Source organism: Rhizobium sp. SL86 (assembly GCF_026672545.1).
GTDB lineage: Bacteria > Pseudomonadota > Alphaproteobacteria > Rhizobiales > Rhizobiaceae > Neorhizobium.
The window spans coordinates 632,374-656,729 of record NZ_JAPPRJ010000009.1 but is presented as its reverse complement, the minus strand read 5'-3'; the positions used below and the strand labels follow the sequence as shown (position 1 = coordinate 656,729).

General features: G+C 60.6%; 21 protein-coding genes. 16 read left to right on the top strand and 5 right to left on the bottom strand.

Features of this window, described 5'->3' with window-relative positions; genetic code table 11:
- Nucleotides 1-401: 401 nt before the first annotated feature.
- The 14 genes from OU993_RS26405 to OU993_RS26340 all read left to right on the top strand — a co-directional run bounded on the left by OU993_RS26405 (nucleotide 402) and on the right by OU993_RS26340 (nucleotide 12,753).
- On the top strand, nucleotides 402-1,046 hold the full coding sequence (locus tag OU993_RS26405; protein WP_268161981.1) for a hypothetical protein: 645 nt from the start codon (nucleotides 402-404) through the stop codon (nucleotides 1,044-1,046).
- A 147-nt stretch (nucleotides 1,047-1,193) separates the two neighbouring features.
- Nucleotides 1,194-2,198, top strand: a complete 1,005-nt coding sequence (gene trbB, locus OU993_RS26400; protein ID WP_268161979.1) for a P-type conjugative transfer ATPase TrbB — start codon at nucleotides 1,194-1,196, stop codon at nucleotides 2,196-2,198.
- The gene (locus OU993_RS26395; protein ID WP_268161977.1) at nucleotides 2,195-2,539 is read left to right on the top strand and encodes a TrbC/VirB2 family protein; all 345 of its coding nucleotides are present in this window, start codon (nucleotides 2,195-2,197) and stop codon (nucleotides 2,537-2,539) included. The genes trbB and OU993_RS26395 overlap by 4 nt, the downstream gene beginning before the upstream one ends.
- Nucleotides 2,539-2,820 (top strand): VirB3 family type IV secretion system protein, encoded by a 282-nt coding sequence (locus OU993_RS26390; RefSeq protein ID WP_268161975.1) that lies wholly within the window; start codon nucleotides 2,539-2,541, stop codon nucleotides 2,818-2,820. The genes OU993_RS26395 and OU993_RS26390 overlap by 1 nt, the downstream gene beginning before the upstream one ends.
- Nucleotides 2,821-2,830: 10 nt before the next feature.
- Nucleotides 2,831-5,335, top strand: a complete 2,505-nt coding sequence (trbE, locus tag OU993_RS26385; RefSeq protein ID WP_268161973.1) for a conjugal transfer protein TrbE — start codon at nucleotides 2,831-2,833, stop codon at nucleotides 5,333-5,335.
- Nucleotides 5,332-6,078, top strand: coding sequence for a P-type conjugative transfer protein TrbJ (gene trbJ, locus OU993_RS26380; protein ID WP_268161971.1), 747 nt, complete (start codon nucleotides 5,332-5,334; stop codon nucleotides 6,076-6,078). Before trbE ends, trbJ begins: the two co-directional genes overlap by 4 nt.
- A gap of 14 nt (nucleotides 6,079-6,092) precedes the next feature.
- Entirely contained in the window at nucleotides 6,093-6,380 is a 288-nt protein-coding gene (gene trbK-alt, locus OU993_RS26375) for a putative entry exclusion protein TrbK-alt (RefSeq protein WP_268161969.1), read from the top strand.
- Nucleotides 6,377-7,762 (top strand): P-type conjugative transfer protein TrbL, encoded by a 1,386-nt coding sequence (gene trbL, locus OU993_RS26370; protein WP_268161967.1) that lies wholly within the window; start codon nucleotides 6,377-6,379, stop codon nucleotides 7,760-7,762. Before trbK-alt ends, trbL begins: the two co-directional genes overlap by 4 nt.
- Complete coding sequence (trbF, locus tag OU993_RS26365; protein WP_268161965.1) at nucleotides 7,762-8,451, top strand: conjugal transfer protein TrbF; 690 nt, start codon at nucleotides 7,762-7,764, stop codon at nucleotides 8,449-8,451. Before trbL ends, trbF begins: the two co-directional genes overlap by 1 nt.
- Nucleotides 8,448-9,488, top strand: coding sequence for a P-type conjugative transfer protein TrbG (trbG, locus tag OU993_RS26360; protein WP_268161963.1), 1,041 nt, complete (start codon nucleotides 8,448-8,450; stop codon nucleotides 9,486-9,488). Before trbF ends, trbG begins: the two co-directional genes overlap by 4 nt.
- Entirely contained in the window at nucleotides 9,485-10,705 is a 1,221-nt protein-coding gene (locus tag OU993_RS26355) for a TrbI/VirB10 family protein (protein ID WP_268161961.1), read from the top strand. The genes trbG and OU993_RS26355 overlap by 4 nt, the downstream gene beginning before the upstream one ends.
- Complete coding sequence (locus tag OU993_RS26350; RefSeq protein ID WP_268161959.1) at nucleotides 10,702-10,938, top strand: DUF2274 domain-containing protein; 237 nt, start codon at nucleotides 10,702-10,704, stop codon at nucleotides 10,936-10,938. The genes OU993_RS26355 and OU993_RS26350 overlap by 4 nt, the downstream gene beginning before the upstream one ends.
- 335 nt (nucleotides 10,939-11,273) lie before the next feature.
- A complete protein-coding gene (locus OU993_RS26345; RefSeq protein ID WP_268161957.1) occupies nucleotides 11,274-11,891 on the top strand; it encodes a type IV toxin-antitoxin system AbiEi family antitoxin domain-containing protein in 618 nt (205 codons plus the stop codon).
- Nucleotides 11,884-12,753 carry a nucleotidyl transferase AbiEii/AbiGii toxin family protein gene (locus tag OU993_RS26340; RefSeq protein ID WP_268161955.1) on the top strand — a complete coding sequence of 290 codons (870 nt, stop codon included), beginning with the start codon at nucleotides 11,884-11,886 and terminating at the stop codon, nucleotides 12,751-12,753. The genes OU993_RS26345 and OU993_RS26340 overlap by 8 nt, the downstream gene beginning before the upstream one ends.
- Nucleotides 12,754-12,825: 72 nt before the next feature.
- On the opposite strand, the gene OU993_RS26335 is transcribed toward OU993_RS26340, so the two are convergent.
- Nucleotides 12,826-13,899 carry a site-specific integrase gene (locus tag OU993_RS26335; RefSeq protein ID WP_268161953.1) on the bottom strand — a complete coding sequence of 358 codons (1,074 nt, stop codon included), beginning with the start codon at nucleotides 13,897-13,899 and terminating at the stop codon, nucleotides 12,826-12,828.
- Between the two features lie 181 nt (nucleotides 13,900-14,080).
- On the opposite strand from OU993_RS26335, the gene dusA reads away from it, so the two are divergent.
- Complete coding sequence (dusA, locus tag OU993_RS26330) at nucleotides 14,081-15,109, top strand: tRNA dihydrouridine(20/20a) synthase DusA (protein WP_442793062.1); 1,029 nt, start codon at nucleotides 14,081-14,083, stop codon at nucleotides 15,107-15,109.
- Nucleotides 15,110-15,160: 51 nt separating this feature from the next.
- Here dusA and OU993_RS26325 read toward each other — a convergent pair whose 3' ends face one another.
- From OU993_RS26325 to OU993_RS26315, 3 genes are all read right to left on the bottom strand, one after another.
- Complete coding sequence (locus tag OU993_RS26325) at nucleotides 15,161-15,358, bottom strand: hypothetical protein (RefSeq protein ID WP_268161950.1); 198 nt, start codon at nucleotides 15,356-15,358, stop codon at nucleotides 15,161-15,163.
- 65 nt (nucleotides 15,359-15,423) lie between these two features.
- Nucleotides 15,424-15,855, bottom strand: a complete 432-nt coding sequence (locus OU993_RS26320; RefSeq protein WP_268161949.1) for a hypothetical protein — start codon at nucleotides 15,853-15,855, stop codon at nucleotides 15,424-15,426.
- Between the two features lie 1,959 nt (nucleotides 15,856-17,814).
- Nucleotides 17,815-19,095: a hypothetical protein gene (locus OU993_RS26315; protein ID WP_268161948.1), complete on the bottom strand. Its 1,281-nt coding sequence runs from the start codon at nucleotides 19,093-19,095 to the stop codon at nucleotides 17,815-17,817.
- A 236-nt stretch (nucleotides 19,096-19,331) separates the two neighbouring features.
- On the opposite strand from OU993_RS26315, the gene OU993_RS26310 reads away from it, so the two are divergent.
- Nucleotides 19,332-20,543 carry an IS256 family transposase gene (locus OU993_RS26310; RefSeq protein ID WP_268159800.1) on the top strand — a complete coding sequence of 404 codons (1,212 nt, stop codon included), beginning with the start codon at nucleotides 19,332-19,334 and terminating at the stop codon, nucleotides 20,541-20,543.
- Nucleotides 20,544-20,910: 367 nt separating this feature from the next.
- Here OU993_RS26310 and uvrB read toward each other — a convergent pair whose 3' ends face one another.
- A complete protein-coding gene (uvrB, locus tag OU993_RS26305) occupies nucleotides 20,911-24,066 on the bottom strand; it encodes an excinuclease ABC subunit UvrB (RefSeq protein WP_268161947.1) in 3,156 nt (1,051 codons plus the stop codon).
- Between the last annotated feature and the right edge of the window lie 290 nt (nucleotides 24,067-24,356).

Genomic DNA, 24,356 nt, shown 5'->3' with positions numbered 1-24,356 from the left:
GCCTATTCCGTCCCATCTCTACCATGCGGCCGGGATGAATTTGTTAGCCGAACACCCACGCCCTTGCCATCGATCTCGTCTATAAACTCGATGCCTGCGGACCGAAAAACTGTCGCAATAGATTCCTTGGTCGCTGCACGCAGCGGTTCTCCACGTTCGAATCTCACAATGGTATTCGTCGACACCTTTGCAAGCTTGGCGAGGTCTAGAACGCCGAGCTGCAAAGCGGCCCGCGCCATGCGGCATTGCATCGAGTTCATTTTCTAAATCGCCATAATATGTTCATAGCTGTTGATCTGATGACTCGCCCTAGTGTATCGTTTGCCCAGAACTAGCGGCCAACAGCATGTGTCAGCATCCTGTTGGCCTGACCGTAACCCAAGTTGATAGGAACTCGGATCATGGCTGATTCCGACAATAGCAGAACTTTGCCTGTCGTCACGCGACGCAGATTGCTTTCCGTCTCTGCGACGTGGCTGGCGGGGTTGGTTGGTGGTGTGGGAGAGGGGCTCCATTTCGCCGGCGGTCGTAATGACCGTGCCGATCCGGCGCTTATGTTGTGGCAGGAATGGTGGTCAGTCCATGAGCTTGTCGAGAAGCTCTGCCGAAAACAGCAGCGCCTTGAAACTGCTCTGATCGCTGCTGTCGGGTTTCCCCATGTCGAAATTGCCTTGCCCGATAAGGGTTGTGTGGTGGCGGCGTTCTCCGCGGAGGAAATCGATCGTCGTTTTGCGGGTTTGCCGGAAGATGCCGAGGAGAAGGCGACGGCGGTTTTGGCAGATCGGCAGGCTGCCTGGGACGCGCTGGACGAGCGGCTTGGATACAGTCGTGCCAAGCGGGCGGAGGAAGAAGCCTTTGCGCTGCGGGCAGAACGATTGGATGGGCTGTTTGCGATGCGGGCTTGCTCGGTTGCTGGTGTGGCCGCCAAGCTGCATGCAGTACTTGCTATGGGAGAAGAGGGCCCAGCCGATGAGTTTCCGTGGCCGCAGATTCGGGCTGCGATGACGGACCTGCTCAGTCTCACTAGCGGACCTTCGGGAGTTTGAGGTGCCGCGCTCTGCAAGTATTTTTTCGCTCGTCTACGCCGGCCTGCGATGCCTGAGAGAATAGTGTTGCGGGCGCTTAATTTGTGCCTTTCTTGATTGTCCCTGTTGCCATCCGACCGTTTTGCGGATGGCCCGAACGGGGACATCATGGCCAACCATCATCACCAAGGGCAGTCTGTATCACGCGGCGAGCGAATGCTCCGCACGGCGCTCGGTCCTGCCATCGCCCGCTATCTCGAAGATCCCAGCATCGTTGAAGTGATGCTGAACCCGGACGGGCGTCTGTGGATCGATCGTCTGAAGGAAGGTCTTGTCGCAACGGACGAAATACTGATCCCGGCTGATGGCGAACGCATCGTGCGGCTGGTCGCCCACCATGTTGGCGCCGAAGTTCATGCCGGCGCGCCCCGCGTCTCGGCCGAGCTGCCCGAAACCGGCGAACGCTTCGAGGGACTGCTGCCGCCGGTCGTTGCCGCCGCGACATTTGCCATCCGCAAGCCTGCTGTCGCTGTCTTCACCCTCTCCGATTATGTCGCCGCTGGCATCATGACGCAGCACCAGGCTGAGGTGCTTCGGCTGGCGGTGGTGAAGCGCAAGAACATACTTGTCGCCGGTGGCACATCCACCGGCAAGACGACACTCACCAATGCGCTGCTGGCGGAAGTCGCCAAGACGTCCGATCGCGTCGTGCTGATCGAGGACACCAGAGAGCTGCAATGCGCCGCTCCCAATCTCGTGGCGCTGCGCACCAAGGATGGCGTGGCCTCGCTTTCCTCTCTGGTGAAGTCATCGCTCCGCCTGCGACCTGATCGCATTCCGGTAGGTGAGGTACGCGGCGCTGAAGCCCTCGACCTCCTGAAGGCCTGGGGCACCGGTCATCCTGGCGGCATCGGCACGATCCACGCTAACACGGCGATAGGCGCGCTGCGGCGGTTGGAGCAACTCGTACAGGAAGCCGTGGTCACGGTTCCGCGCGCGCTGATCGCCGAAACCATCGACGTCATCGCCGTTCTGTCCGGCCGTGGTGCCAACCGCCGCCTTGTGGAAATCGCCCTGGTCGACGGGCTCGATCCCGTCTCCGGCGATTATCGCACCCTCAACGCTCACCTTCCTCCCGCTCACCAACCACTCCCGAAAGGAGACCAGCAATGAATACGTTTGTCTCGTCTGTCCTTCGTCGTGCTCGCAATCGCTTTGTCCATACAACAGCACTCGCCTCGATCACCCTGTTGATGGCGGCGCCCGCCCGCGCTTCCGGCTCGTCCATGCCATGGGAGGAGCCGCTGCAGCAGATCCTGGAATCTATCGAAGGACCGGTCGCCAAGATCGTTGCGGTGATCATCATCATCGCCACCGGCCTGGCGCTTGCCTTCGGCGACGCGTCCGGCGGCTTCCGCAAGCTGATCCAGATCGTCTTCGGGTTGAGCATCGCCTTTGCGGCCAGTTCCTTCTTCCTATCATTCTTTTCCTTCGGCGGCGGAGCGCTGGTCTGATGGCGGGCGGTTTTCATGAGGAAGGTGAGGTGCGTGGTTACTTCGCCACCGTCCACCGTTCGCTCGCCGAGACGATCCTGCTCGGTGGTGCTCCGCGTGCCGTTGCCATTGCGAACGGCACGCTTGCGGCTGCTGTCAGTCTCGGTCTTCGTCTCTGGATTGCCGGGCTGGTGATCTGGGCCATCGGCCATTTCGCGGCGGTCTGGGCAGCGAAACGCGATGCGCAGTTCGTCGATGTCGGGCGCAGGCACCTGCGCTATCCGGCGCATATGGGCGTGTGAGGTCTTGCCGATGATGAACCTAGCCGAATACCGCAAACGCGCTTCCCACCTCTCCGACTTCCTGCCATGGGCGGCGCTGGTCGCACAGGGTGTCGTCCTGAACAAGGACGGTTCGTTCCAGCGCACTGCACAGTTTCGGGGTCCCGATCTCGATAGCGCTACGCCGGCCGAACTGGTCGGCACCACGGCACGGCTCAACAACGCACTGCGTCGCCTTGGCTCCGGCTGGGCGATCTTCGTCGAAGCACAGCGCAATCCGGCCACCGACTATCCGGAAAGCCTGTTTCCGGATTCCGCATCTGCGCTTCTCGACATTGAGCGGCGTGAACAGTTCGAGGAATCCGGCCTTCTCTACGAGAGCAGCTATTTCCTGACCTTCGTCTGGCTGCCGCCTGCGGAAGAAGCCTCGCGCATGGAAGGTTGGCTCTACGAGGGCAGGGAGATTAGCGGGGTCGATCCTTGGGAGCTTCTGAACAGTTTCGTCGATCGCACGGACCGTGTCCTCTATCTCGTGGAGGGCTTCGTGCCGGAAGCCGCATGGCTGGATGACGCTGAGACGCTCACCTATCTGCATTCGACCATTTCCACCAAACGCCACCGTGTCCGTATTCCGGAAACACCTGTCCACCTCGACGCGCTGCTGGCCGATCAGCCTTTGGCCGGTGGTCTGGAGCCGAGGCTTGGCGACTTCCATCTGCGTACGCTGACGGTGATCGGGTTTCCGACGGTCACCTTTCCCGGCATCCTCGACGATCTCAACCGGCTGGCCTTTCCCTATCGGTGGAGCACCCGGGCGATCATGCTCGACAAGACCGACGCGACACGGCTGGTGACGAAGATCAGGCGGCAGTGGTTCGCCAAACGCAAATCCATTGCCGCGATCCTGAAGGAAGTCCTGACCAACGAGCAATCGGCGCTGCTCGACAGCGATGCCGCCAACAAGGCGGCAGATGCCGATGCAGCCCTGCAGGATCTCGGCTCCGATCAGGTTGGTGAAGCCTACGTCACCGCCACGGTGACCGTGTGGGATGCCGATCCGGCGATTGCCGATGAGAAACTGCGGCTGACGGAAAAGGTCTTCCAGTCACGCGATTTCACGGCGATCTTCGAAAGCGTCAATGCCATCGAGGCATGGCTCGGCAGCATTCCCGGCCAGACCTATGCCAATGTCCGCCAGCCACCGATCTCGACGTTGAACCTCGCCCACATGATCCCGCTGTCCGCCGTCTGGGCGGGGCCGGCGAAGGACGAGCATTTCGAGGCGCCGCCATTGTTTTATGCCCGCACCGAAGGATCGACGCCGTTCCGGTTTTCTCTGCATGTCGGCGATGTCGGTCATACCATGATCGTCGGCCCGACGGGTGCCGGAAAGTCCGTGCTGTTGGCGATGATGGCCCTGCAGTTCCGCCGCTATCTCCGTTCCCAGGTCTTCGCTTTCGACTTCGGCGGAAGCATAAGGGCAGCAACGCTCGCAATGAATGGCGACTGGCAGGACTTGGGCGGCTCGCTCTCCGACGATACATCGCCTCTTAACACCGTATCACTCCAACCGCTCGCCGGGATCCAGGACACGCCGGAACGTGCATGGGCCGCCGACTGGCTTGTCGATATCCTCGTCCGAGAGGGCGTTACCATCACGCCTGACATCAAGGAACATCTCTGGACGGCGTTGACGTCCCTGGCTTCTGCACCGGTCGGGGAGCGGACCATCACCGGCCTGACGGTGCTGTTGCAGTCGTCGGCGCTCAAGCAGGCTTTGCGGCCTTACTGTATCGGTGGCCCATACGGTCGCCTGCTCGATGCAGAAATGGAATGGCTTGGGGACGCGCAGGTCCAGGCGTTCGAGACCGAAGGACTGATCGGCACGGGAGCGGCGCCCGCCGTTCTTTCCTATCTGTTCCACCGGATTGAATCCCGCTTCGACGGACGGTCAAGCCTGCTGATCATCGACGAAGGCTGGCGGGCGCTGGATGACGGCGGCTTTGCCCAGAAAATCAAGGAATGGCTGAAGACGCTGCGCAAGAAAAATGTCAGCGTTATCTTCTCCTCCCAATCGCTTGCCGACATCGAAGCCTCGCCGATCGCGCCCGTCATCGTCGAAAGCTGCCCGACGCGCATCTTTCTCGCCAACGAGCGGGCCATCGAGCCGCAAATCACCTCTATCTATGAGCGGTTTGGGCTCAATGCGCGCCAGATCGAGATCATCGCAAGGGCGACCCCGAAGCGGGACTATTACTGCCAGAGCCGGCGGGGCAACCGGCTGTTCGAGCTTGGCCTTGGCTCCGTTGCGCTGACGCTTTGTGCTGCATCCACAAAGGTTGACCATGCGCTGATCGATGAACTGATCCGCGACGGCGCGCGCGCTCACTTCCTGGAAGCCTGGCTCGAGGCCAAAGGCCTGCGCTGGGCAGCCGACCTTGTCCCCCACCTCACAAACGTCGTCGACCAATCGGCGGAAAAGACGGCTGGTCCGGCCTCCATCCCCCCGTCACCAGAAGAGGAGATTGCCCCATGAACCATGTATCCCTGAGCGTCAGCTGGTGCCGTGTCCTTTCAACCAGCGTTCTTGCCGTCACACTGGCATCCACACCCGCATCGGCGCTGATCGTCTACGACCCGACAAACTACAGCCAGAACCTGCTTTCGGCCGCGCGGGCACTGGAGCAGATCCAGAACCAGGTCACATCGCTTCAGAATGAAGCCCAGATGCTGATAAATCAGGCGAAGAACCTCACCAGCCTGCCAACCTCGATGCTGTCTGAGATCGAGGGGAATTTCTCTGAGATGAAAAGCCTGCTCGGTGAAGCGGACCAGCTTGCCTATGGCGTCCAGATTATCGAAGAGCAGTTCAACGCCACCTATCGTGATTTCGCTGCCGGCGATCGGTCGGCCTCTCAGCTTGCATCCGCCGCGCAACAGCGCTGGCAGCAATCGGTTTCCGCTTTCGAGCATTCGCTAAAGGCGGGAGCCGTGGCAGTCGACAATATCGAGGGGACTCAACAGCAGACCAGCGAACTGGTCAATGCCAGCCAGTCGGCAGTCGGCGTGCTGCAGGCGACCCAGGCCGGCAATCAGCTCATGGCCGTGCAGGCGAAACAGATCGCCGATCTGACCGCCATGCTCGCTGCGCAGGGCAGGGCCAGTTCGCTGGAGCAGGCGAGGGCTGCGGCAGCACAGGAACAGGCCCGTGAGCAGTTCAGCCGCTTCATGACCGGCACAGCCTACAGTCCGTCCAGCGTCCGCATGTTCCACGATTGAGGGGCACGGAGACAATGGACCTGAAGATCGCCGCCCGAATACTTGCCGTCTTTGCACTTGGTGCAGGGCTGACCGCCGCAATCGCGGCCCTGCGAGAAGAAGACGCAACCGATGCCGATACCCCCCGCATCGGGCGTCCGGGCGGCGAGCCTGTCAGTACCGGGCTCTCTCGCTGCCGTGACCTTGGCGTGGCCGCTGCCGATGATGCCGCCTGCCGCAAGGCCTGGGCGGAAAATCGCCGCCGGTTCTTCGCAACCGATCGGCCGGTCGCGCCGAAGACCGGCGAGGTGCCGTCGCCATGAACAACACCGGCATCATCGATCGTTTCCTCGAAACCTTCACCGCCTACATCGATAGCGGTTTCGGCTTGCTCGGCGGGGAGGTGGCTTTCCTGACCTCGACGCTGATCGTCATCGATATGGTGCTGGCCGGCCTGTTTTGGGCATGGGGCGCGGATGAGGACGTCCTGCAGCGGCTGGTGAAGAAGACTCTCTATATCGGTTTCTTCGCCTTCATCATCGGCAACTTCAACAAGCTCGCGGGCATCGTCTTCGAAAGCTTTTCCGGGCTTGGCCTCAAGGCCGGTGGCTCCAGACTGTCGGCCTCGGACCTATTACAGCCCGGCCGTGTGGCGCAGGTCGGTATCGACGCCGGCAATCCAATACTCAAGGCGGCCGGTGAGCTGATGGGCTACATCGCCTTCTTCGAGAATTTCGTGCAGATCTTCGTGCTGATGGTCGCCTGGGTCATCGTTCTCGTCGCTTTCTTCATTCTCGCCATCCAGATCTTTGTCACGCTGATCGAGTTCAAGCTGACGACGCTTGCGGGCTTCGTCCTGATCCCCTTCGCGTTGTTCAACAAGACGTCCTTCCTCGCCGAGAAGGTGCTCGGCAACATCGTCGCCTCCGGCGTCAAGATACTGGTGCTGGCCGTCATCGTCGGCATCGGCTCCGGCCTGTTCGACGAATTCACATCCGGTTTCTCCGAGCAGCCGACCATCACCGAAGCACTGTCACTGGTGCTGGGCGCGCTGTCTTTAATGGGCCTGTCGATCTTCGGTCCCGGCATTGCAAACGGTCTCGTGTCGGGCGCCCCGCAACTCGGAGCAGGCGCTGCCGTCGGAACCGGTCTTGCAGCGGCCGGTCTCGGAGCCGCCGGCTATATGGGTGCCAGGGCTGGACTTGGTGCTGCCGCAAGTGCTGCCAGCGGTGCGGCAAGGGGAGGGGCCACACTCGCCGGCGGCGCCAGGACCGCATACGGTCTTGGTGACGCAACCGCCGGATCGACAGGGACCGGCGGTGGTGCTGCCGCTTTTGCCGGTGTCGCAAAAGCAGCCGCGGGTCTTGCCATGAACAAGGGCAGGGCCATGGCATCAGGCGCATCCCAATCCATGAGCTCCAGCTATCGCAATGGACAGGCCGCCGCATGGAAAGCGACCGGCGGCAAGAACGACGCCGGCATGCCCGAAGCCACCAACGATCCATCGTTTGCCGGTTCACAGTCCGCAACCTCCGCCACCGTGTCCGGCTCCGACATTTCGTCCTCGACGCCGCCCGAATGGGCGCAGTGGATGAAGCGGAGCAGCACCGTCAGTCACGGTGTCAGCACCGCCGCCCATACGGTCCGCTCTGCCGATCACGGCGGCGGTTCCATGTCCGTCTCTCTCAATCAGGATGACCGTTGATGACCATCTTCAGACGACCTTCCGTGCGTTACGCACGCACCCCGGAACCCGAAACGCCCTACCAGAAGGCCGCGCAGGTCTGGGACGAGCGCATAGGCTCCGCTCGTGTGCAGGCGAAAAACTGGCGGCTGATGGCCTTCGGGTCTCTGTTTCTAGCTACCGGTTTTGCATCGGCGCTGGTCTGGCAATCGACGCGCGGCACCGTGGTGCCGTGGGTGGTGCAGATCGATAAATTCGGGGAGGCGCAGGCCGTTGCCTCTGCCGCGACCGACTATCGACCGACTGATCCACAGATCGCCTGGCATCTCGCCCGTTTCATCGAGCAGGTTCGCAGCATTCCTGTCGATCCCGTCATCGTACGGCAGAACTGGCTTCGCGCCTACGACTATACCACCGATCGCGGGGCGATCGCGCTCAATGATTATGCCCGTGCCAATGACCCGTTCACGAAGGTTGGCAAGAACCAGATCGCCGTCGAGATATCCAGCGTCATCCGTGCTTCGCCCGACAGCTTCCGTATCGCCTGGACCGAACGACAGTTTGAGAACGGTCAGCTTTCGGCCACCGAACGCTGGACCGCCATCCTGACCGTCGTGATCCAGCCGCCGCGCACCGCTGAAAAGCTGCGCTCCAATCCACTCGGCGTCTACGTCAACGCAATCAACTGGTCGAAGGAGCTTTCGCAATGAAGGGGGCATACAGGAAAAGTGCATCGCTGCTGCTGGCAACGCTAATATCCACATCGGCGCTTGCCGGCTGCGCGAAAAAGTACATTCCGCCGGAGATCGACTACGATGATGCGGCACCCGCCGTGCTGACTGCCGATCCGGTCGGGCCCGTGAAGGTGGTAGAACTGCCGAAACCCCTGCCGCTACCCGGCCAGTTGAAGCCGATCAACGGGGAGAAGGCGAAGGCCGAGCCTGTCGATCCGAAGGCACGGATTACGTTGGCCAACGAAGCCGCCCGCATCCAGCCGGTTCGCGACGGCTTCATCAACGCCGTGCAGGTCTATCCCTTCTCGGGCGGCGCGCTCTATCAGGTCTATGCAGCACCGGGACAGGTGACGGACATTGCCCTCCAGGCCGGCGAGCAATTGGTCGGCTCAGGCCCTGTGGCTGCCGGTGACACCGTGCGGTGGATCATCGGCGATACCGAGAGCGGTATGGCAGCTTCAAAGCAGGTACATATTCTGGTGAAGCCGACGCGCGCCGATCTCCAGACCAATCTTGTCATCAACACCGACCGGCGCACCTACCATTTGGAACTGCGTTCCACCCCTTCGACCTACATGGCATCGGTCTCATGGCAATATCCGCAGGACCAGTTGATCGCGCTGCGACGGCAGAATGCGCGGGCGACGGAGACGCAAGCGGTCGCCACCGGCGTCGATATCTCGAAACTGAACTTCCGTTACCGCATCGAGGGCGATCCAGCACCATGGCGGCCAATGCGCGCCTTCGACGATGGTGCAAAAGTCTACATCGAATTCCCGTCCGGGATCGGACAAGGCGAAATGCCGCCGCTGTTCGTGATAGGACAGTCCGGGAATTCCGAACTGGTCAACTACCGCGCCCGTCAGAACTACTATGTCGTCGATCGGCTGTTTGCTGCGGCTGAATTGCGGCTGGGCGACAAGGACAGCCAGAAGCGTGTTCGCATCGTCCGCACCGATGGCCGGACAGTGGCTAAGCGGACCACGTTGTTCTCCTCGGAGCGCAGCCGATGACAGGGGCTGCAAAATCATCGGATATGGGCCTCAGGGCTGAACTGCGCCTGCGGCCGGAGCCGCGGCGTGTCGCGCGGTTGTCTCGTAAGGTGTTGATCGGTCTCGGCGGCGTTGCCAGTATCGCCATTTCGGCGGCGCTGTTCTGGGCGCTCGACACCAACCGGCGCGGCACCCAATCCGCGACGGAGCTCTATAATGTCGACAACACGACACCAGCCGATGGCCTGGCCGGCCTGCCGAGAGATTACACCAACATTCCGAAACTGGGTCCGGCGCTGCCGGGGGACCTCGGCCGGCCGATCCTGCGGGCGCAGGAGGCGGGCAAGCCGGTCGTAACACCTAGCATCCAGACACCGCGCGTCGATCCCGAGGAGCAGCGCCGTCTTGCCGAGATCGAGGCCGCCCGTCTTGCAAAGCTGTTCACCGACAGTCGTGGGGAGCGAACGACGGGAGCCCAGACAAGCCCATCGGCAACTTCACCCGCTTCTGTCGTCGATCCCTCCACCGGCATGTCGATTCCGTCCGAAACGCTGCCGTTGGACGCCGGGTCCGCGCAGAACATGCAAGATCGCAAGCTCGCCTTCCTCAATGGCGCGACTGACCGGCTAACCGTCAGTGCCGACCGCGTGCAGGAGAAGGTTTCTCCCTATGTCGTGCAGGCGGGTACCGTCATTCCCGCGGCCCTGATTACCGGCATTAAATCCGATCTGCCCGGCCAGATCACCGCACAGGTGACGGAACACGTCTATGACAGCCCGACCGGTTCGCATCTCCTCATTCCGCAAGACACGCGCCTGATCGGCCAGTACGACAGCCAGGTCGCCTTCGGGCAGAGTCGTGTGCTGCTGGTCTGGAACCGCCTCATCATGCCGGACGGTTCGTTCATCGTGTTGGAGCGTCTGCAGGGCGCCGACACTCAAGGGTTCTCCGGGCTCGAGGACGAAGTGGATTATCACTGGGGACAGCTGTTCAGGGCCGCAGCGCTTTCGACGCTTCTCGGTATCGGCGTGGAACTCTCGGCCGATGACGAAAGCGACATCGCTCGCGCCATCCGTGAGAGCGCCCAGGACAGTGCATCCGACATCGGCCAGCAGATCGTTGGTCGCCAGCTCAACATCCAGCCGACGCTGACGATCCGGCCGGGTTTTCCTGTCCGTGTGATCGTCAACCGCGATCTTGTGATGAAGCCCTACGGAGCGGCGAGGGAGCCGACATGACGAAACTAAGGCTATCCAGTATTCCCGATGACCGGCCAGTCAAGATTACGGTCGAGCTTCCGGCGGCGGTGTTCAGGGATTTGCAGGCCTATGCCGCGATCCTCGCGCATACCGCTGGCGAAGCTGCTCCACCCGACCCAGCCAAACTCGTCCCTCCGATGCTTCAGAGGTTTATGGCGACGGATAAGGGGTTCACCAAGGCGAAGCGTGCTGCCCCATTGTGGGAGAATTGATTCGAATTTTAAAGCCTGACCCACCGGGTCACCGTGCAGCGGGACGTGAGGTTTCTGGAGGCATCGTTGATGTCATGTCCACGATGCTTTTAAACGCAGGCAGATGTTTCGGACGGTTGACGATCAGATAGCTGCGGGAATTTCCGAGACGTCGTTTGAGGTGATCTTTGTAGGGCAATTGCTTTTTCGACTGCGTCAGCTCGCTCCAGACGCGGCGTTGTGATTATGATCTGGTGCCTTGTTGAAAAATTCTAGAGCGTCAAAGCTTCCCTTAACGGTCGATTTTTGATACAAATCCTCGGAGAGTGAATTCTTAGTTCCGAGCTATCGTATCAATGCCCGCATCCATCTCGCAGCGTCAAATAGCCCAAGACCTTCTGAAGGCGCGTGGAATTGCGCGGCTTGTAGAGCTGCGCGACGCTGGCGTAACGGCCGCTACGATGAGCCGCATGGAGCGGGATGGGGAGGTGCTCCGGCTTGCACGGGGCCTTTATCAGCTTTCCGACGCCCCGCTTGATTCCAATCATAGCCTGGCTGAGGCCGCCAAACGGGTACCCAAGGGGGTTGTCTGCCTTGTGTCGGCCCTCGCGTTCCACGGCCTGACCGACCAGCTTCCAAGACAGGTATGGCTGGCCATCGGCCAAAAGGACTGGACTCCGAAACCCGACAGCACGCCGATCCGTATCGTGCGTTTTACCGAGAGGCTGCTCAATGAAAGCGTAGAGAGCCATGTTGTCGAGGGTGTGCCCGTAAAGGTCTTTGGGATCGTCAAAACGATCGCGGACTGTTTCCGATATCGCAATAAGATCGGCCTGTCGGTGGCGATCGAGGGCCTCCAGGAAGCGCTTCGGCAGCGCAAGGCCACGCCCGGCGAAATTGCAAAACAGGCAGAGCACGGCGGCGTCATTACGGTGATCCGGCCTTACCTTGAGGCGCTGACCGCAAATGGCTAAGGAGATCAAGAACATCGGCGCGTCGGTGCGCGCACGCCTACTGCAACTCGCCAAGGCAGGTGGCCAGAGCTTCGACTTGGTTCTGACACGCTTCGCTCTTGAACGCTTGCTTTTCCGGCTCAGTCAATCACCCTACGCAGACCGCTTCGTACTGAAAGGTGCGATGCTAATGATGAGCTGGTTCGATGATCCGCACCGCGGCACGCGCGATCTTGATCTGCTGGGCTTCGGCGATCCCAGCGCCGAGCCAATGCTGGCGACGTTTCGTGAGATCCTGATGCAGGACGCCGGTGACGGCGTGGAATTCGACGCTGATGCACTTCGCGTTGACCGCATTCGAGAGGAGCTGGAATATGGCGGGCTCAGGCTACGGACGACGGCCTCGATCAGCGGCGCCCGAATCAGTGTGGCGATCGACATCGGCTTTGGTGATGCGCTGGAGCCTGGCGCCGAAGAATTGGATTATCCTTCAATGCTTGATTTCCCAATACCCCGACTGCGGGGCTATGCGCGGGAAACCGTCATTGCTGAGAAATTCCAGGCGATGGTGGCGCTCGGGCTAGCCAACACTCGGATGAAGGATTTCTACGACATCTGGATTCTCAGCAGGTCGTTTGATTTCAACCAGGACAGGTTGGTACGGGCAATTACCGCCACTTTCGATCGGCGTGAGACGCCGATCCCAACGTTAATACCGGATGCTTTAACGGAAGCATTTGGCAAGGATCAGCAAAAGCAACGGCAATGGCGAGCGCTTGTTGAAGAACTTGCCCATAATCCAGGTGAATTGATGGCTGTCATCACGGATATCGCTGCATTCCTGATGCCTCATGCTGTTGTAGCCGCGAACCGGGGCAAATGAGCGGCCTGGTGTCTACCGTTTCCTGATGCGAAGCGTCGGCCAATGTGATCTGCCAAGGATATGGTAAGTTCTCTATTTGGTCTCGATCGCCATCTTGAGCCCATCCCAGCCCGCATATTTATCGCCCGTCTCGCGAATGTGCGTATATCGCTTGAGGCTGATCCATGAACGGTGCCCGCTGACAGCAGCCACATGCGGGATATTCCAACCCATCTCAAACAACCGTGAAATGCCCTCATGGCGCAGGTCGTGAAAGCGGAGATCATCGATGTCCAACAACTTGCAGGCTCGCGTGAAATTCGCTGAGATGGCGTCGGTCGAGTAGGGGAGTATCTCTGACTTGTCCTTTGGCATGCTGCCGATGATCTGGATCGCCTGATCGGGAAGGTCTACCCAGGTGTGATTGCCGATCTTTTCTCCAGGATGCTTCATATCGCGCACAAGGACACGCTTGTGCTCTCTCTGGAAGTCTTTCCATCTGATCCGCGTAATTTCCTCCTGGCGACGGGTCGAAAACAGCGCGAAAGCGATGACTTTGTGCATCGGCATTGCTTGCGGGACCTTCTTCCGCCGTTCAATGAAATAGCCGATCAGACGATCGAGTTCATCCAACGTGGGTCTTCGATCGCGTTGCGCTGACCGGGATATGATACCCATCCGGCGGGCAACCTTGACAGCGTCCTTCATCTCCTGCTCGTCAAGCCGATAGCCCCACATTGGCCGCGCGATCGCGAAGATCGCAGCGAGATGGCTGGCGTAGTTTCCGACGGTCTGCGGCTTTGACGTGAGTGCCTGCAGGAATTCAACGATGTCTTTCGATTTGATAGAAGAGCAGGGCATGTTGGCGATGTCATAGTTCTTGATCGCCGTTAGGACCTGCGCTTTTGTCCGACCAATCTCCTTGACGGTCTCCTCAATGTAGCGGTCGATGACCTTGGCCAATGTTGTCGGATCATCATTTTTAGATTTGGCGACTGCCCCTGGTTTGGAGAGTTCCCGTTCGCGTTTTGAAATCCAGGCAGCAGCCGCAGGACGTCTGTCAAAGGTCTCGGTCTCGTGATAAGTCACGCCATCCTGCATGACCCGCACCCGCGCCCGGTAGGCGACGCTGCCATCCTTGCGCTTGCGCGCGCTGATAGTGCCCATGGCCGGCTCCTAATTTGGTCCACGGATTATTGTATTTGGTCCACTGGACCAAATCCAGTGCTAAAATCGGCGGAAATAGACCCGAATGAGTGTAAACGAGACGATGAAGAAAGTGCCGTAAGTGTCTGTAAAACAACAAAACATCAATTATTTCAAGGCTCCCGTGTTTGCCGTTGCGCCGATGATAGACTGGACGGATCGGCATTGTCGGTATTTTCACCGGCAGCTGTCGGGGCGGGCGGTGTTGTTTACCGAGATGGTGGTGGCGGATGCGATCCTTCATGGGCCGCGCGAGCGGCTCTTGGGGCATGATGCGGCCGAACATCCGGTCACGTTGCAGCTCGGGGGCTCGGATCCGGCAAAACTTGCCGAGGCGGTGAGGATTGCGGCGGATTTTGCCTATGACGAGATCAACCTGAATGTCGGCTGTCCGTCGGACCGGGTGCAGAGCGGCACGTTCGGTGCCTGCCTGATGAAGACGCCGGAGCTGGTGGCGGAGTGTGTGGCGGCGATGAAACGGGTGACGACGCTTCCCGTCACCGTCAAATGCCGCATCGGGGTGGATGACCAGCAGCCGGAACAGGTGCTGCCGGAGTTCCTTGCGCGGGTCATCGAGGCGGGCAGCGACGCGGTGTGGATCCATGCGCGAAAAGCCTGGCTGCAGGGGCTGTCGCCGAAGGAGAACCGGGAAATCCCGCCGCTCGACTACGATCTCGTTTATGCGATGAAACGGGAGTTTTCGAAGACCTTCATCGGCATCAATGGTGGGATTGCCGATCTCGATGCGGCAGTGGCGCAGCTGGCGCATGTCGACGGGGTGATGCTGGGGCGCGCCGCCTATCAGAATGCCGGACTTTTGACCGGCGTCGATGCGGCGATTTATGGGGAAACACCCCTCCCTGATGCCTCCCCGCAGGGGGGAGGGACAGCCTCGTTCGACTGGCTCGCGCTGCGCGACACGATGATGGCCTATGCGGAGCGGGTGATGGCGGACGGCGGGCGGCTGCACCATGTCACGCGCCACATGGTCGGCCTGTTCCAGGGATTTTCGGGCGCCCGGCGTTATCGGCAGATCCTGTCCTCGGAGGCGACAAAAGCGGGCGTCGGGCCAAAACTGATCGCGGAGGCCTTTGCGGCGGTCGATCTGTCGGCGGGACCGAAACCGGCGGTGCGGGACGGGGCGACCGAGGCGGCACGGCTGGCCGGCTGAGCGCGGCATCGGCCTCGATGTCGTCGGCCGGGGCTGGCCGCCGCGCGGTTTTCAGGCGGCGGCGCGGCTCACGAGACGTGCCTGCACCTCGTCGACGCTGCCGCGCACATAGATGGTGACCGGTTTGCCGGCGCCGCCCATCACCGCGAGCGCGATGATCGAGACCTCGGCCTCGTAGACGGTGACATAGAGCACCTGGGCCGGGTTGACGTAGACGGGCTGGTTGTGCGTGTTGATAAAGCCGATCATCGTATTCCTGCAGTTTCGACTATGCGTGCAAACACATGTTCTGGCATGGCCGGGTTGACGCGGGTTTAACGCGCCGCGTTTTTGTGTCGCTTCGATGTCGGCTTGCGCCGCGACGGCAAGGGGGAGGGGATGCCGGCTTTTGCCAGCGCCCGCCGGACCCAGCGCCATCGGCGTTTTGGAATCATGCGGAGAAACAGGGTGACGGCCATGGCGCTTTCGGCGGGATCGGCCGCCTTCAGCCGATCGATCGGTTCGCCTCTCAGGATATGGCCCCCGATGACGGAATGCAGGTCGCGGATCCCGAGGAACTGGTCGTGGGCGTCGCTGGGCAGGCGCCCGTAGCAGGGAGTGTCCTCCATCTCCAGTCCGCTGCCGGCGCAGCGGCGATGGCGGCGGCAGGATCGTCGCCCGCAGGCCAGCGCCGGGGCGGCCAGGGCCTCCATCGTCCACCGCATGACGGACGCCACATCGGTGTCCTTGCCAGGCTCCTTGCTCATCAGCGACAAAATCCTCCGCCGGCTGCCGCGCAGCCCCTCCCGTTCACGCGACCTGTCGGCCCGTGGTTTGATCCTTGTTTCTCTCCACATCCCCCTTCGGAGATGGCATCGGCCGGGGCGCTGAAAGCTGCCTCGTAAGCAAATAATAATGTGGCACCTCTCAGCGCCCCGTTCGGCATTTTTATCCGCCGGTCGATCCCTCTGACTGGATGGATGGGCGGGAGACGTTGCCATCACCGTTCCCGGCGTCATTCCTGATCGGACGACGCGGGCGGACAACGGGCGATGCGACCCCCGACCTCCATCCCCTTGTGTGCCCCATAAGGCACGTCCGGCGCGCAACGCTGGGAACTCTGGAGACACTGCGCTGACGTCCGACGCGCATTGCCTCCACCCGGTCGCCGGAGGGGGATCCTGTTGACGGACTCAGGTCATGAGGCTTTGCGTCTTGTCCTCATGACCCGAACCGGCCCCGCATCGCCGGCACGCCTGCCGGTGTATCCGCTGCGGGACGAAAGGATTGTAGGCACAGGTGTTGGGGGCGGGGATGAACTATTTTTGTCGTCATCCTCGGGCTTGACCCGAGGATCTAGAAAAAGCTGTTTTGCAACAGTGTCTTAACGAAGTCGGTGCGTCGGCAAAAACACCCCCTCTGGCTGCCGAGCGGGTTTAGAAAGTCCCCCTCTGGCTGCCGCCATCTCCCCCACAAGGGGGGAGACACTTCGCGGCACCCGCCCGGGCTTCAATCAGCTCCGGCGGGTCGGCCGGGTTAAGCCCTCCCCCTTGTGGGGAGGGTTGGGAGGGGTCTTTTGGTGCTTGATGACAACATATGTTGGCGTGCCGGTGGCGCACCCCCCTCTGTCCTGCCGGACATCTCCCCCTCAAGGGGGGAGATCGGCAGAGTGGTTGGCCGCTCTGTCTATAGAGAGGTCGGTGCGGTGCTTCGATTGCGACGGTCATGGGGCGGGAAGCCGGTGCCGCGATGCGATCTCCCCACCCTTGGGGGGCGAAGGACGGGTTGAGACCCGTGGCTCAACCCCGGTCAGCCCGGCAGGGCAGAGGGGGGGCTGGCGGGGGTGGGCGGTGACATGGATCCTCGGGTCAAGCCCGAGGATGACGACGTTGGTGGGGGGCAGGTGGTGCCACAAGAGATTGTGCTGCTGGTTCCCGGGAGGACGCTGGTATTCGTGGTGGGGCAGGAGCCTCTCGGTCGTCATCCTCGGGCTTGACCCGAGGATCTATGGAAAGCGTTGTGAGATCATTGGGGTGTCTGTCTCACGGTGAGCGTTTGCGGGTGGCGCACCCCCCTCTGTCCTGCCGGACATCTCCCCCTCAAGGGGGGAGATCGGCAGAGTGGCTGGCCACTCGGTCTATAGAGAGGTCGGCGCGATTTCTTCGATTGCCACGGTCATGGGGCGGGAAACCGGCGCCACGATGCGATCTCCCCACCTGTGGGGGAGATGCCCGGCAGGGCAGAGGGGGGGGCTGGCGGGGGGTGGGCGGTGATATGGATCCTCGGGTCAAGCCCGAGGATGACGGCGTTGGTGGGGGCAGGTGGTGCCACAAGAGATTGAGCTGCTGGTTCCCGGGTGGACGCTGGTATTCGTGGTGGGGCAGGAGCCTCTCGGTCGTCATCCTCGGGCTTGACCCGAGGATCTGCGGAAAGCGTCGTGAGATCATTGGGGTGTCTATCTCACGGTGAGCGCTTGCGGTGGTGCACCCCCCTCTGTCCTGCCGGACATCTCCCCCTCAAGGGGGGAGATCGGCAGAGTGTTTGGCCGCTCGGTCTATAGAGAGGTCGGTGCGGTGTCTTCGATGGCGACGGTCAGGGGGCGGGAAGCCGGCGCCGCGATGCGATCTCCCCACCTGTGGGAGATGCCCGGCAGGGCAGAGGGGGGCGGGGAATGCGCCTCCCGGAGCTTAACGCCCCCTTGGGAAGAAACACAGCGAAAACGCTGACTACTGTCTTGGCAGAAAGCCAGCAAACTGCGCGTGCCGCTTCAATGTTACCTGGACTGCAGATGCTATCGTTGAAGGCATTGTGTTGTCTGGACTAAACGCCTTTATTTCCACAATAACGTTGGGGGGCGATGTATGCGTCCTATTTACTAGAATATCCGCCCGAACTTTGCCGTGAGTTGAGGAAATTGTTTTTTCGTATTCTGCAGACACGCCGGATCTGTTTAGGCAAGTAGCCAATCTCTTGCCAAGCAGTGTCGGCTTTGAAGTGACAGTCTCATACCATTCTCTTGCTGCGGTGGCGCGTTTCGAAGTACGCTCGCGAAGAGGTGCGTAATTCTCCGGAAGCCAACTCCCGTTTATAATCGAGAAAAAATGCGTTTTCTTCAGGCGCTCCAAGTAACTATCGCCAAGATCATAGTCATCATCTTCTAAATCTCTACATAATGGGTGTATGTCAGCAGCCGCAATCGGCACGAGTCTGAAATCAAAATAAAGCCTTGCTCTATTGAATTCCCTTAATGGTAGTTGGCTTTGATCATCGGAGTTTAATTGTCTATACCATGAATTCCAGTCAAGTTTGTATCCTTGGCGAGGATCTGTGAACTGCTGTATCCTTGATATTCTAAGTCCATCGGTAACTGGCCAAAGCATTATTACCTGATAAGTCGAAAGGTCGTGAAGAGTGCTTGCATAGTTTGCCAGCTTGCTACCGACCCGCTCTATTGAGCTACCAAGTGTGTTTTCATTATAAGTAATTTGCTCGACGTCAACATCCAGAATTTCGTAGTCTGAAAGACTTTTATCTTGATTGTGAAACTGAAAAGTCTCCTGAATAATTTCAGGCCATTCATTTCGATCGATGCTCGAAATCTCAAAATCTTGTGACAATAGTATTCTTTGATTTCTACTCGTTGCCTGAGACAGTGAAGACTGGAATTCGCGACTAGTTGTTAACCATATAAATAATATGGGGGTGGATATATTTTTGTTTCTGTCTAGCAGGCTAAGTGCCTCAACGAAGTTAGAAGGAATTGCTGTGCGTTGAGCGGCTACTTCTTCATATTGATCAATGACGGCAACAATTTTTTTATCTCTGCCCTTTCTGATCTCTGACAACAAGGTTGCGTTTAAAGTTTCGGGCTTTTCTATTGCCTCTCTCGGCAGCAAAAATACGTGAAGTTCGGGAAGATGTGTTGCAATCTCTAATGATGCTGAAGTCTTCCCGCTTCCACTGCTCCCGAACACTGGTAAAAATCGGATTCCACCGCTTATCTCCATGGATTTAAATGCTTGCTGAGTAATCGTTATAAGTGAGCGGTTCGGCTTCAGCCGTCCTCTGAATGCCAGATCCAGATCTTGATAACGTCCGCGCAGCTGGTGTAATTTCGGGGGCGATTTTCGTGGAGAAAGCGGTGGAGATTTCGCTTTGGTTTTCCGCGAGACGTCAGGTGGGCACCGGGCCCGTCGGAGAAGGTGGAGTTGCGAGACTTCAACCTGACCGAAAGGAAGACCCGATGACCGACGACAGATTACCTCTTGCCGAGCTTGCCGCGAAGAGCGGCGATCCGGATTTTCTTCGATTGATTGCCGAAAGCGTGCTGCAAATGATCATGGAGGCCGATGTGGACGGCCTGATCGGAGCCGGACGCTACGAGCGTGGCGAAAGCCGCCAGACCTGGCGCAACGGCTATCGCGACCGGACGCTCGACACGCGGCTCGGCACCTTGAACCTGAAGATCCCGAAGATGCGCTCCGGCAGCTATTTTCCCGGCTTTCTGGAGCCGAGGAAGACGGTGGAGAAGGCGCTGGTGGCCGTCATTCAAGAAGCCTGGATCAATGGTGTATCGACCCGCAAGGTCGATGAGCTGGTGCAGGCCATGGGGATGACCGGTATCTCCAAATCCTCCGTTTCCAAGCTGTGCAAGGATATCGATGAGCGTGTGAACGCCTTCCTCAGACGCCCACTTTCCGGCGCCTGGCCGTATCTCTGGCTAGATGCGACCTATCTGAAGATGCGCGAAGGCGGACGCATCGTCTCTGTCGCGGCAATAATCGCGGTGGCTGTCGACACGGACGGCAAGCGGGAAATCGTCGGCCTGCATATCGGCCCTTCCGAAGCCGAACCGTTCTGGACGAGCTTCCTGCGTGATCTGGTGCGCCGAGGGCTGACGGGCGTCAAGCTCGTCATCTCCGATGCTCATGAGGGATTGAAGGCCGCCATCACCCGTGTGCTCGGCGCGACGTGGCAGAGATGCCGGGTTCACGCCATGCGCAATGCACTCGCCTATGTGCCCAAGGGACAGCACACCATGGTGGCCGCCGCGATCCGCCAAGCCTTCATCCAGCCTGACCATGACGGAGCCGTTCAGACCTGGCGGCATGTCGCTGACCAGCTCCGCGCCAGATGGCCGAAGCTCGGAGCCTTCATGGACGATGCAGAGACTGACGTACTTGCCTACATGGCGTTCCCGTCCCAGCATCGCACCAAGCTCCACAGCACGAACCCTCTGGAGCGCTTGAACAAGGAAGTGAAGCGCCGCGCTGATGTCGTCGGCATCTTTCCCAACGAGGACAGCATTGTCCGGCTCATCGGAGCCGTGCTCCTCGAAGCCAACGACGAATGGCAGCTTCAGCACCGCTACATGCAGATCGAGGGCATGGCAGAGCTCAACACACCAAGAATTGAGGAGGAAAAGCCCCTTCAGATGACACCAAAAGCCGCCTGATCATGACGGCCCGGTCCAGCGCCCGAATTTACACCAGATTGACGGACGCTATCCAGATCTTCATACCGAGACGGTAGTCGTATGCTCATATTTCGGTTTCTCCAGAATCGTCTATGATTTCAATATACAACCATATGTGGAAACCGTAAGTTAATCTTTAAACTAAGCGCGCGCGTAATTTGGAAATTTTCAAATTTGCTGACCTTTTCTCCAGTGCGTTTGGCGTCGTCGCCATCGTCTTCAGGTTCTTGCTGCGATTGGCGGCGGATGGATGTGCTTGCTTTGCTTCCGGCGTAAGGCGGGAGCGCCCCGGCCCCTCATCCGCCCTGCCGGGCACCTTCTCCCCAAGGGGAGAAGGGACTCGGGGTTACCGCCCCGGTCGGCCCGTCTTGCCCTTCGTGCGGCCCTTGCGTTTGACCTCGGCCGGGTCCTCGTAGGAGCCGATGCCGGTTTTGCCGCGCACGAGGGGGCGGGGGTCGTCGCGGGATTGCCCCTCATCCGCCCTTCGGGCACCTTCTCCCCCACGGGGAGAAGGGGAAACCGGCTTTTCCGGCAGTTTTCCCGGCAAAGGTTTTTCCGTGCGGCCGACGGTCATTTCGTCCAGGGTGTTCTTGCGGAACAGGGGTCCTCGGGTCGAGCCCGGGGATGACGGAATACTGGCGTCCGTGCCCGGGCCCATGTCGTCGAGCGAGGGTTTGGCGAAGTAGGAGGCCTGCGGCTGCCCCTCACCCCGACCCTCTCCCCGTTCTGACGGGGAGAGGGGGAGCGACGCGCGTGCGGCTTGTCCCTTCTCCCCGTCTGACGGGGAGAAGGTGCCCGGCAGGGCGGATGAGGGGCTGTTGCCGCCCGTTTGCGCCAGCGACGGGTCGAGCGACTGGCGGGTGGCTTCGGCGCTGCGGCGCACGCCTTCCTGGGCCCGGGTTTCTTCGCGGGCGATCGGATCGTCCATCGACGCCAGTTCGACGGCCTTCAGGCGCTTGATCTCGTCGCGCAGGCGGGCGGCCTTTTCGAAATCGAGGTCGGCGGCGGCGTCGCGCATCTGTTTTTCCAGCGCGTTGAGATGGCTCTGCAGGTTGTTGCCGACGAGGTGGCCGCCATCGGCAAAACCCTTGCCGGCGGCACCGGAAATGTCGGCGCGGACGTGGTCGCGTTCGTAGACCGAGTCGAGGATGTCGGAAATGCGGGCCTTGACCGATTCCGGCGTGATGCCGTGTTCGGTGTTGTAGGCCATCTGTTTTTCGCGGCGGCGCGCGGTTTCCTCCATCGCCCGTTTCATCGAGCCGGTGATGGTGTCCGCGTACAGGATGACCTTGCCGTCGACGTTGCGCGCCGCGCGGCCGATGGTCTGGATAAGGGACGTTTCCGAGCGCAGAAAACCTTCCTTGTCGGCATCGAGGATGGCGACGAAACCGCATTCGGGAATATCGAGGCCCTCGCGCAGCAGGTTGATGCCGACCAGCACGTCGAAGGCACCGAGGCGGAGATCGCGGATGATCTCGATGCGCTCCAGCGTGTCGATGTCCGAATGCATGTAGCGCACGCGCACGCCCTGTTCGTGCAGGTATTCGGTGAGATCTTCGGCCATGCGTTTGGTGAGCACGGTGCAGAGGGTGCGATAGCCCTTCAGCGCCGTCTCGCGGATTTCGCCGAGCACGTCGTCGACCTGGGTGCGGGCCGAGCGGACTTCCACCGGCGGGTCGATGAGGCCGGTCGGGCGGATGACCTGTTCGGCAAAGACGCCGCCGGACTGGTCCATCTCCCAGCCGCCGGGCGTGGCGGAGACGGCGACCGTCTGCGGCCGCATGGCGTCCCATTCCTCGAAGCGAAGCGGGCGGTTGTCCATGCACGAGGGCAGGCGGAAGCCGTATTCGGCGAGCGTCGCCTTGCGGCGGAAGTCGCCGCGATACATGCCGCCGATCTGCGGGATGGTGACGTGGCTTTCGTCGATGAAGATCAGCGCGTCGTCGGGGATATATTCGAACAACGTCGGCGGCGGTTCGCCGGGGCGGCGGCCGGTGAGATACCGCGAATAGTTTTCGATGCCGTTGCAGGAGCCGGTCGCCTCCATCATCTCGATGTCGTAACGCGTGCGCTGCTCCAGGCGCTGCGCCTCCAAGAGGCGGCCGGCCTTTTCCAGCTCGGCAAGCCGCATCTTCAGCTCGTCCTTGATCGCCTTGATCGCGCCGTTCAGCGTCGGGCGCGGCGTGACATAATGCGAATTGGCGTAGATCTTGACCGATTTCAGGTCACCGGTCTTGTGGCCGGTGAGCGGATCGAATTCGGTGATGCTGTCGATCTCGTCGCCGAACAGCGAGATGCGCCAGGCGGCATCCTCCAGGTGGGCGGGGAAGAGTTCGATCGTATCACCGCGGACGCGAAAGGAGCCGCGGACGAAATTGATGTCCTGGCGTTTGTATTGCTGGGCGACGAGATCGGCGAGCAGTTGCCGCTGGTCGATGCGGTCGCCGACCGACATCTGGAAGGTCATGGCGGTGTAGGTTTCCACCGAGCCGATACCGTAGATGCAGGAGACGGAGGCGACGATGATGCAGTCGTCGCGCTCGAGGATGGCGCGCGTCGCGGCGTGGCGCATGCGGTCGATCTGCTCGTTGATCGAGCTTTCCTTCTCGATATAGGTGTCCGAGCGGGGCACATAGGCCTCCGGCTGGTAATAATCGTAGTAGGAGACGAAATATTCCACCGCATTGTCGGGGAAGAAGTTCTTGAACTCCGAATAGAGCTGGGCGGCGAGCGTCTTGTTCGGCGCGAGGATGACGGCGGGGCGCTGGGTCGCCTCGATCACCTTGGCCATGGTGAAGGTCTTGCCGGAACCCGTGACGCCGAGCAGCACCTGGGAACGTTCGCCGGAGTTCAGGCCCTCGACGAGATCGGCGATCGCGGTCGGCTGGTCGCCGGCCGGCTGGTAGTCGGAGACCATGCGGATCGGGATGCCGCCCTCGGATTTTTCCGGCCGGGCGGGGCGGTGCGGCGTCCACAGCTTGCCGTCCTTGAACAGCGGATTGCCGCTTTCGATGAGTTTTGCCAGCGCATCGACGGTGGCGGTGACCGCACCCGGCGCGAGAGACTGGGCCTCTTCCAGCGACACATCCATGCCGGCGACCGGGTTGAGGCCGGCGGCGGCGCGCGTCTTCGGATCGGAGGAGGCGCCGATCGACACGCCGCGGGAGGTTTTTTGCGAGGTGGTGTTTTTGGCTGTGCCGGATTTTGCCGCCTGGCCGCTGCGCTTCGCTCCGGCTGCCTGCTCCTTCGCTCTGGCGGCTTCCTCTTCCTTCGCCTCGCGGATCGCCTGTTCGCGGGCGGCGATCTCGATCTTCTTGCGGTGTTTGCCGGCCTTCGAGGCGATCTCGCGCTGGGTCTCGACGGAGGAGGCTTCCGCCTCCGCCTCCAGCTGTTTCACCCAATCGGCCACGGAGCCGGAGAGGGGGGCGCCCTCGAACGAGGACTGGGGAGCCTCCGCAAATCCGGGGGCCTTGGACGGGGATGGTTTCGGCGCTTTCGACATGGCCGGAATATGGAGGGAGTCCGGCGGAAATGGAAGGGTGGCGGCGAAACAAATTGGGAACAGAACCGGGCGCCGTTGACGCGATTTTGAACGCTGCACCGCAGCATGGGCTCTGGCCAGACGCGGGCTTTACCCTAGTACTACAGTTGGATTTTTTGTTGTTGCAATCCCTTTCGATGAGCTATCGCCGCTTTCAACTGATGGCGTCTTCGCCATCGGGACCATTGCCAGATGAGTGGAACGGAAACCGATCGCGATAAAATCATCGCCGTCAGATGCAGTATTTCCGT

Coding starts and splice junctions, on each gene's coding strand:
- OU993_RS26405 (WP_268161981.1), top strand. CDS start 402: ATGGCTGATTCCGACAATAGCAGAACTTTGCCTGTCGTCACGCGACGC.
- trbB (WP_268161979.1), top strand. CDS start 1,194: ATGGCCAACCATCATCACCAAGGGCAGTCTGTATCACGCGGCGAGCGA.
- OU993_RS26395 (WP_268161977.1), top strand. CDS start 2,195: ATGAATACGTTTGTCTCGTCTGTCCTTCGTCGTGCTCGCAATCGCTTT.
- OU993_RS26390 (WP_268161975.1), top strand. CDS start 2,539: ATGGCGGGCGGTTTTCATGAGGAAGGTGAGGTGCGTGGTTACTTCGCC.
- trbE (WP_268161973.1), top strand. CDS start 2,831: ATGATGAACCTAGCCGAATACCGCAAACGCGCTTCCCACCTCTCCGAC.
- trbJ (WP_268161971.1), top strand. CDS start 5,332: ATGAACCATGTATCCCTGAGCGTCAGCTGGTGCCGTGTCCTTTCAACC.
- trbK-alt (WP_268161969.1), top strand. CDS start 6,093: ATGGACCTGAAGATCGCCGCCCGAATACTTGCCGTCTTTGCACTTGGT.
- trbL (WP_268161967.1), top strand. CDS start 6,377: ATGAACAACACCGGCATCATCGATCGTTTCCTCGAAACCTTCACCGCC.
- trbF (WP_268161965.1), top strand. CDS start 7,762: ATGACCATCTTCAGACGACCTTCCGTGCGTTACGCACGCACCCCGGAA.
- trbG (WP_268161963.1), top strand. CDS start 8,448: ATGAAGGGGGCATACAGGAAAAGTGCATCGCTGCTGCTGGCAACGCTA.
- OU993_RS26355 (WP_268161961.1), top strand. CDS start 9,485: ATGACAGGGGCTGCAAAATCATCGGATATGGGCCTCAGGGCTGAACTG.
- OU993_RS26350 (WP_268161959.1), top strand. CDS start 10,702: ATGACGAAACTAAGGCTATCCAGTATTCCCGATGACCGGCCAGTCAAG.
- OU993_RS26345 (WP_268161957.1), top strand. CDS start 11,274: ATGCCCGCATCCATCTCGCAGCGTCAAATAGCCCAAGACCTTCTGAAG.
- OU993_RS26340 (WP_268161955.1), top strand. CDS start 11,884: ATGGCTAAGGAGATCAAGAACATCGGCGCGTCGGTGCGCGCACGCCTA.
- OU993_RS26335 (WP_268161953.1), bottom strand. CDS start 13,899: ATGGGCACTATCAGCGCGCGCAAGCGCAAGGATGGCAGCGTCGCCTAC.
- dusA (WP_442793062.1), top strand. CDS start 14,081: ATGATAGACTGGACGGATCGGCATTGTCGGTATTTTCACCGGCAGCTG.
- OU993_RS26325 (WP_268161950.1), bottom strand. CDS start 15,358: ATGATCGGCTTTATCAACACGCACAACCAGCCCGTCTACGTCAACCCG.
- OU993_RS26320 (WP_268161949.1), bottom strand. CDS start 15,855: ATGAGCAAGGAGCCTGGCAAGGACACCGATGTGGCGTCCGTCATGCGG.
- OU993_RS26315 (WP_268161948.1), bottom strand. CDS start 19,095: ATGGAGATAAGCGGTGGAATCCGATTTTTACCAGTGTTCGGGAGCAGT.
- OU993_RS26310 (WP_268159800.1), top strand. CDS start 19,332: ATGACCGACGACAGATTACCTCTTGCCGAGCTTGCCGCGAAGAGCGGC.
- uvrB (WP_268161947.1), bottom strand. CDS start 24,066: ATGTCGAAAGCGCCGAAACCATCCCCGTCCAAGGCCCCCGGATTTGCG.